The sequence below is a fragment of the Streptomyces sp. NPDC005898 genome (genome assembly GCF_040629635.1).
GTDB lineage: Bacteria > Actinomycetota > Actinomycetes > Streptomycetales > Streptomycetaceae > Streptomyces.
The window spans coordinates 63,043-69,949 of the sequence record NZ_JBEXWC010000032.1 but is presented as its reverse complement, the minus strand read 5'-3'; the positions used below and the strand labels follow the sequence as shown (position 1 = coordinate 69,949).

The 6,907-nt window shown below is 69.4% G+C and carries 5 protein-coding genes and 2 pseudogenes; 4 read left to right on the top strand and 3 right to left on the bottom strand.

Annotated features, from left to right (window positions below):
- Both ABZ385_RS30050 and ABZ385_RS30045 read right to left on the bottom strand, forming a co-directional pair.
- Positions 1–233: pseudogene (locus tag ABZ385_RS30050) on the bottom strand (RNA polymerase sigma factor SigF); the annotation flags it as partial.
- A gap of 194 nt (positions 234–427) precedes the next feature.
- The gene (locus tag ABZ385_RS30045) at positions 428–868 is read right to left on the bottom strand and encodes an ATP-binding protein (protein WP_358590743.1); all 441 of its coding nucleotides are present in this window, start codon (positions 866–868) and stop codon (positions 428–430) included.
- Positions 869–1,232: 364 nt separating this feature from the next.
- Here ABZ385_RS30045 and ABZ385_RS30040 point away from each other — a divergent pair, with 364 nt between their 5' ends.
- Positions 1,233–2,702: a SpoIIE family protein phosphatase gene (locus ABZ385_RS30040; protein ID WP_358913888.1), complete on the top strand. Its 1,470-nt coding sequence runs from the start codon at positions 1,233–1,235 to the stop codon at positions 2,700–2,702.
- A complete protein-coding gene (locus ABZ385_RS30035; protein WP_358913887.1) occupies positions 2,699–3,067 on the top strand; it encodes an STAS domain-containing protein in 369 nt (122 codons plus the stop codon). Before ABZ385_RS30040 ends, ABZ385_RS30035 begins: the two co-directional genes overlap by 4 nt.
- Positions 3,068–3,637: 570 nt before the next feature.
- On the opposite strand, the pseudogene ABZ385_RS30030 reads toward ABZ385_RS30035, so the two are convergent.
- Positions 3,638–4,969, bottom strand: a pseudogene (locus tag ABZ385_RS30030) (ABC transporter ATP-binding protein); the annotation flags it as partial.
- A gap of 463 nt (positions 4,970–5,432) precedes the next feature.
- On the opposite strand from ABZ385_RS30030, the gene ABZ385_RS30025 reads away from it, so the two are divergent.
- Both ABZ385_RS30025 and ABZ385_RS30020 read left to right on the top strand, forming a co-directional pair.
- Positions 5,433–6,065: an HAD family phosphatase gene (locus ABZ385_RS30025; protein ID WP_358913886.1), complete on the top strand. Its 633-nt coding sequence runs from the start codon at positions 5,433–5,435 to the stop codon at positions 6,063–6,065.
- Positions 6,066–6,625: 560 nt separating this feature from the next.
- Positions 6,626–6,844 (top strand): hypothetical protein, encoded by a 219-nt coding sequence (locus ABZ385_RS30020; RefSeq protein WP_358913885.1) that lies wholly within the window; start codon positions 6,626–6,628, stop codon positions 6,842–6,844.
- The last annotated feature ends 63 nt before the right edge of the window (positions 6,845–6,907 follow it).

Here is a 6,907-nt window from a genome sequence, read left to right as displayed (position 1 = left end):
TTGAAACGCGAGGCCGCGTACTGCACCAGGGAGAGGTTCATCTCGATCAGGCAGTTGCGCACGTACTGGTACTCGTGCGTGCCCTCCTCCAGCTCGCCCAGCCGGTCGAAGAAGCGCCGGGAGATCGCCCGCGCGTCCTTCGGCGCCACCGACGACGGATCCGCGTACGCACGCTCGGCGACCTTCTCCACTCGGTGCGCCTGCGTCTGCTCTCCGACCGTCACAGTGACCATGCGTCCCGTCCCCTTTGTGATGGCTACTACCGCGCTTCCGGGGCATCATCTGCCCGGCATTCCGCGCTTCACACAAAAAGGTACGCAGTTCCTTCCCCGAGAGCGTGCGCCCGCCGTCGTCCGACGAGTTTCGAGACCGATGCAGAAGAAGTGAACGCGGGGGGCCAGGCGGGAGAACGCCTCCCCGGATGTCGTCATCGCCAGAGGAGGAAGGCGTGCACGGTCTTGCCCCCGTCTTCGGGCAGGGTGATGGTCTGCTCGGCGATGGCGTTGATCAGGTGCCATCCAATGCCGCCCCGACCGGTGAGATCGGACGGCCGGGGCTCGGGCTTTGCGGGGCTGGTATCCGTCAGAGCCACCTCGACGGTGTCGGCCACTGCGCAAAGACGGAGGCTGAAGGGGCCTGGCGCATACGTGAAGGCGTTGGAGGCCAGCTCGGTGACCACCAGGAGTACATCATCGTAGGCCTCTGGTGAGGCCGGTGGCTTCACCAGCACCAGAGCGCGAAGAAAGACCGCTGCCCTCTGGCGTGCCTGAGTCACATCGCTCAGTTCTCCGGCGAAATTCCAGGTCCGTTCGATGGCCAAGGCGTTCAGGTCGGCTTCGTCTTGCAGGTGTTTGCGTTCGGCGTCCATGGCACTCCGTCTCGCTCTCGGGGCTCCGAAGGGCTGTTCATACGGGTCTCCGATCTTCGGGCGGGCATGTCTGTCTTCTGGATGTTCGTGCGCACAGACGGCCTGCCGAGGCCCGCCGGCAAGACCTGAGCAGAGCGAGTTGCAGCGACAGGCACAGGCACGGAAAGGGCTTGACCCGTGCCCGAACGGCAGCCGGCGAAGCCGTCCCGATCAGGGCACCAGGGCTTCTCGTGCTGCGGGGAGCCAGGTCAGGCATGCTCTGGCTGCGCAAGGCTGAAGAGCGCCGGGCTCGCTGTTCGATAGGGTTCCAGGGTTGCTGACTGTCTGGTCGGCGCCTCCCGGGGGGGATGACGAAACGAGGAACATGCCGGAACAAGCGAGTCCGTCTGCCATAACACCGAACGCTCCTCTGGCCGTGTCGGCCGAGGCGGCGCGGATGGCGGCGGTGCGCCGGTACGACATTCTCGACACTCCTCCAGACGGCGCCTATGACCGGGTCGCGGCGCTGGCCGCGCGGCTGTTCGAGGTGCCGGTGGCGACGGTGACGATCGTGGACGAGGACCGGATCTGGTTCAAAGCCACACACGGCTTGGAAGGCGTCACCGAGATCGGCCGCGATCCGGGCCTGTGTGCATCAGCCGTGCTCACCGATGACACCACCGTCATCCCCGACACCCTGCTCGACCCGGTCGCCTGTTCCAATCCGCTGGTGGCCGGCCCGATGGGGGTGCGGTTCTACGCCGCCGCTCCGATCATCACGGCCGACGGGTACCGGCTGGGCACGGTCAACGTCCTGGACACCAGCCCCCGCGAGATCAGCGAGGCGGATTCGGCCACGCTCGCGGACCTGGCGGCGGTGGTGCGTGACCAGCTTGAGCTGCGGCTGTCGGCGCTGCACGTGGTGCGCGCCGAGCAGGAGCGCCGCAAGGTCGAGCAGGACAAACGCCAGGCGGAGGAAGAGGCCCGGCAGCGCGCGGAGCGGGACAAGGCGGCCATCGCCGCGTTCGCCTCCACTTTGCAGCGCACCTTGGTGCCTCCCGCGTTGCCCGCGGTACCGGGACTGGAGCTGGCCTGCCACTACAAGACCGCCTCCCCCCAGGAAGTGGGCGGCGACTTCTACGACGTCTTCCCCGTCGGCGGAGGCCGGTGGGCGTTCTTCCTGGGCGATGTGTGCGGCAAGGGCGCCGAAGCCGCCTCTGTCACCTCATTGACCCGCTACACGCTGCGGGCCGCAGCTCTCGTCGACGCGGACCCGACGGCCGCGCTGAAGGCGTTGAACACCGCGCTGCTGCTGGACGCGGCGGTCGGCACCCGCTTTTGCACCGCCGTCTTCGGCCTGCTTGATCCTGCCCAAGACGGCGGTTTCACGGTCACGCTGGCCACCGGTGGCCACCCGCCCGCCTACCATCTCAGCCCCGCCGAGAGCGGCGGCGTACAGGTGAAGGCGGTCCGCGCCAAGGGCGGCATGCTGGTCGGCGCGTTCGCCGAAGCCGCCTTCGCCTCACGCACCCTGCACCTGGCACCCGGCGAGGGACTGCTGCTGTACACCGACGGGCTGACCGAGGCCCGCACCGCCGACGGCCACATGCTCGCCGACACGGGCCTGACCGGCTTCCTGGCTCAGCGGCCGGCCCCGGTCAGCGCCGGCACCCTGATCGAGGACACCGTCGCTCTCCTGGACACCCTCCCCGACACCGAACGCGATGACATCGCCCTGCTGGCCCTCTCCGTACCCACCGCAGATGCCGCTCCCGCGGGCATCACCACCACCGCTCACAGCGCCGCCGCCCCGATCGCCGACGTCTTTGTCGGGCAGGAGAACCGACGCCCATGACCGCTCCCTTCCACATTGATGTTCCGCACACCGACGGCGCCCTGGCCGTGATCGCGCTGTCAGGCGAATTCGACATCGCCGCCGCACCCGCCGTACGGACCCGCGCCCTCGAACTCATCGCCGACGGACACCCCCACCTGATTGCCGACCTGGCAGGCGTCACCTTCTGCGACTCCTCCGGCCTCGGCGCCCTCATCGGCATCTGGCGCTGCGCCAAAGACGCCGACGGCTCCCTCACCCTGGCAGCCATCCCCGACCGATTGAGCCGCCTGCTCAACGTCACCGGCATGGACACCATCCTGCCGGCCCACCCCAGCACCGAAGCCGCGCTCAGCACACGTCAGGACAACCACACCACCGCCTGAACCAGCCGCCAACCGCTGCCGGAGACGAGCAGGCCGAAGAACCGTCCCTCACGCCCCACTTCCCCGCCCGACGATGGACGCGGATACGTTCCGGCCGCCAGCCCGTGATGTCGAGCAGCAGGCCGTCCAGCGGGCCGCCGATCAGCGCGGCGTACATCTGGTGCGGCAGCGGGCCGGGGTGGGGGTCGTTGTGGTCGCAGCCGCTTACACCCGGTCGCGCAGCAGCTGCCCGTCATCGGTGCTCATCCGGCCAAGCCTCGCACCCGCCACCGACAGCGCGGGTGGGACGGCGACGGGCTACGGCCGCCAGCTCGCCTCGGTGATGGCGTGACGCTGCCAACCTGTGGGCACGGATGATTCCTCTCTGTCCGACCACGTCGAAACGTGCGATGCCCGGGTCAACGGTCCCGACGATCCGGAGTTCTGCACCGCACCAGCAGAGTTCGAGATCCTCCGGCTTCTCGACACGTGCTGATCTCGTGCCCCGGTCACCTCGGGCTGCTGCTCCTGGGCGCTCACAACGTCCTGTGGCCACCGCAGGTCCAGCTGCTGGATGCCACGCGGCATCCTGAGAAGCAGCAACCGGGGCTTGCGCAGCAGGGCGCGGGCGATCGCGACGCGCTGGCGCTCGCCGCCGGACAGCTTCGAGCCGTCGTGTCCGACCAGGGTGTCCAGGCCGTGCGGGAGACGTTCGGCGAGGGTGTCGAGCCTGGTCCGGGCGAGGACGGCACGGATCTTGTCGTCCGTAGTGCCGGGCGCGCTGAAGACCAGGTTCTCCCGCAGCGTGCCGGCCAGAACCGGAGCGTCCTGCTCGACGTATCCGATGGCGGACCGCAGTTCGGACAGCGGCCACTGCCGAATGTCCCGGCCGTCGACCAGGAAGCGCCCGCCGGTCGTCTCGTAGAACCGCTCGATGAGCGAGAGAACCGTCGACTTGCCCGCGCCCGAAGGGCCGACGAAGGCCGTCACCCCGGCGCCCGGCACCTCGAAGTTCACCCGCTGGTGGATGTACGGCAGCCCGGGGCCGTAGCGGAAGGACACGTCCGGGGATGTCCGCGGACGCCACCCGCGCCCCGCCGACCGCGAGCACCGCGAGGAACGTCAGCTCGACGGCGAGGTTGTCCGCCGTTCCCCGCAGGGCCTCCCACTTCGCGCCGCGCACGCCATGCCGCCACGCCCGCCGGGCCGACGCCTCGACGCGGGCGGTCTCCCGCTCCTCGGCGCCGGACGCCTTCACCGTGCGGAAGGCGCCGAAGACCCGCTCCAGGCCGGTGGACATCTCCCCGACCGCGGCCTGGGAGCGCTCGGCGGCCTGCCCGATCTTCGGCAGCACCAGGGCAGCGCCCGCGCCGACGACCGCGACCACACCGAGCGTGACGCCGAGCAGGACGGCGTCCAGGAAGGCCATCACCACGACCGCCGCGACCAGCGTCAGCGCCCCGGTCGCCGCGTTGACCACCGCCTGGGTACTCACGGCCCGCAGCAGCGTGGTGTCGGAAGTGACCCGCGACATCAGGTCGCCCGGCTGCGTCCGGTCCACCGCCGTCAGCCGCAGCCGCAGCAGCCGGCCGATCAGGCTGCGGCGCGCGGCCAGCACGACCGACTCGGCGGTCCGCTCCACCGCACATAGGCGCCGAATGCCTCGGCCACCGTGCTCAGCAGCACCAGCACGGTCAACGCCAGCAGGACGGTGGCGAGCGTGCCACCGGACGAGAGCCGGTCGACGAGCGCCTTCGTGGCCAGCGGCTGCAGCAGCCCACCGACCGCCCCCACCAGCGCCAACAGCAGACCGAGTACGACGGTCCACCGGTGCGGGCGGACGTACCCGGACAGCGCCTTGAGCGTCTCGCTGACGCGCAGGGACTCGGCACCCGTCGTCTCCAGAGCGGATGCGGTGTTCACAAAGGTTCCTTTCGTACGTGGTCTCCCGCGCAGCGGCGTCAGCAGCGGCGGGCATCGGTCGAATCGAGCCGTGGCGCTCGACTCAGGGCGCCAGTTCGACGGCCGTCGCGGCGACCGTGTGTGCACAAGGGCAGCGCGCAGGTGTTTCTCGGCATGGCGCTCGCGGCGAGTGGCCTCCGCCTGGCTGCCCTCAGCCCTGATGCCACCAGCCTGGAAGCCCATGCCCTCCGTCGGCCATCCGACGATCGGCGGATGCACCCCCGCCAAGTGGCTGGAACCCCCAGCGCACGCTGTCATCGCTGGTGTCCCAAGCTCGCAGCGTCCACGGCGTGCGACACCGTGTCTAGGAGAAGCGGCGGCGCTCACGCCACCACTTCATCCTCTGCCCGTTGCTGAACAACTCTCCTCCGCAGACCATGGGTTGACTGCGTACACGTACGAGCAGAAAGCCAAGGAGGCCCCTTTGCCAGCTCCGTACCGTGGCCTGGTCCTCGACTTCGGCGGTGTGCTCACCACCCGCATGAGACTGAACGGTCAGGCGTTCGAGAGATCGGAAGGGTTGACACCCGGCGCCTACTTCGCGGCCCTGGGGGAGCACCCCGAGGGTGTCGCGATCTACGCCGCGCTAGAAGTAGGAAAAGCCACCCAGGAAGACTGGAACCGCGTCATCGGCAGCATCCTCGGCATCGACCCCACCGACCTGATGCGGCGCGCCCTGGCCAACCTGCGCCCCGAGCCCCTGATCGTCGAGGCGGCGAAGCGAGCACGCGCAGCCGGCATCAAGGTGGCCATGCTCAGCAACTCGTTCGGGATCGAGCCCTACAACCCGTACGAGGACAAGGGCATGTGGACGGACTTCTTCGACGCCGTGATCCTGTCCGAGCTGGAGGGCGTACGGAAGCCGTCCTCGTTCATCTACCAACGGGCACTCGACGCCCTGGGGCTGACCGGCCCCGAGTGCGTGTTCGTTGACGACCACGCGGAAAACCTGCCCCCCGCCGAAGCCCTCGGCATTCGCACCGTGCACCACACCACGGACCCCGCCGCCACCGCGGCCATCCTGGACTCGCTCCTCCTTGACCCGGCATCAGCCTGACGCGGACAACGTCCGAGGGGTGCGCCCCCCGGGACGCTGCTACCTCCGTACTCGTCGGGCGGACCCGGTTGCACGGTCTCGGCGCGGGCCTGCGCGACCGCTGCCCGGGCGGGCCCGCCGTGGCGCGAAACACGGACGAACGGGAGCGCCGGCACCCTGGCGGGAGTCGTGGATGTAGGTCTGCGAAGTCCTCGCAGTGGGCGGGGCACCCGCTACAGTTGGTGGCCTGATCGGGAGGGTCCGTCATGGAGATGCCGCATACCGAGCCCGAGGCCATCAAGCCCCGGCCGGACTATCCACCCAAGACACCGCCGCCGCCGAAGCGGCCATCGAGCCCTCCGCCGCCGGACGCTCTCCGCAGTGACCTCCTTCGAGGCCTGCCCGTTCCACAGCGCTCCGGCCGTGCCGGTGTCCCGGTCATGAAGAACCGGCGTGGCTCCTCGTGGACTCTGGACGCTGAACCATGGATCCCGGCGAAGGCGGCTGCGCGTGTCGCCGAGAAGCTCACAGCGTGGGGTTGCAAACCCCCCGCGCCGCTCGAAGACGTGGTGTCCTTCCTGGTGACCAGCATCATCACCGACGGCAGTCGCCGCATCAGCGTGCACGTGTCCGAGCAGGACCACCACGTACTCATCCTCGCGCTCAGCCACCAGACACCGGACGCGGCTGTGGACGAGGACGTGCTGCCCACGCTCCGCGACTTGGGCGCCGTGAGCTGCGGCACCGAGAACTCCAGCGAGGGACGACAGTTCTGGGCACTGCTCGACCTCACCTCCTAGTTTCCTGCTGATCACCAGCCGCCCCGCTGACTGCTCAGGTACTCGTACGCGCGGGGCCGACGA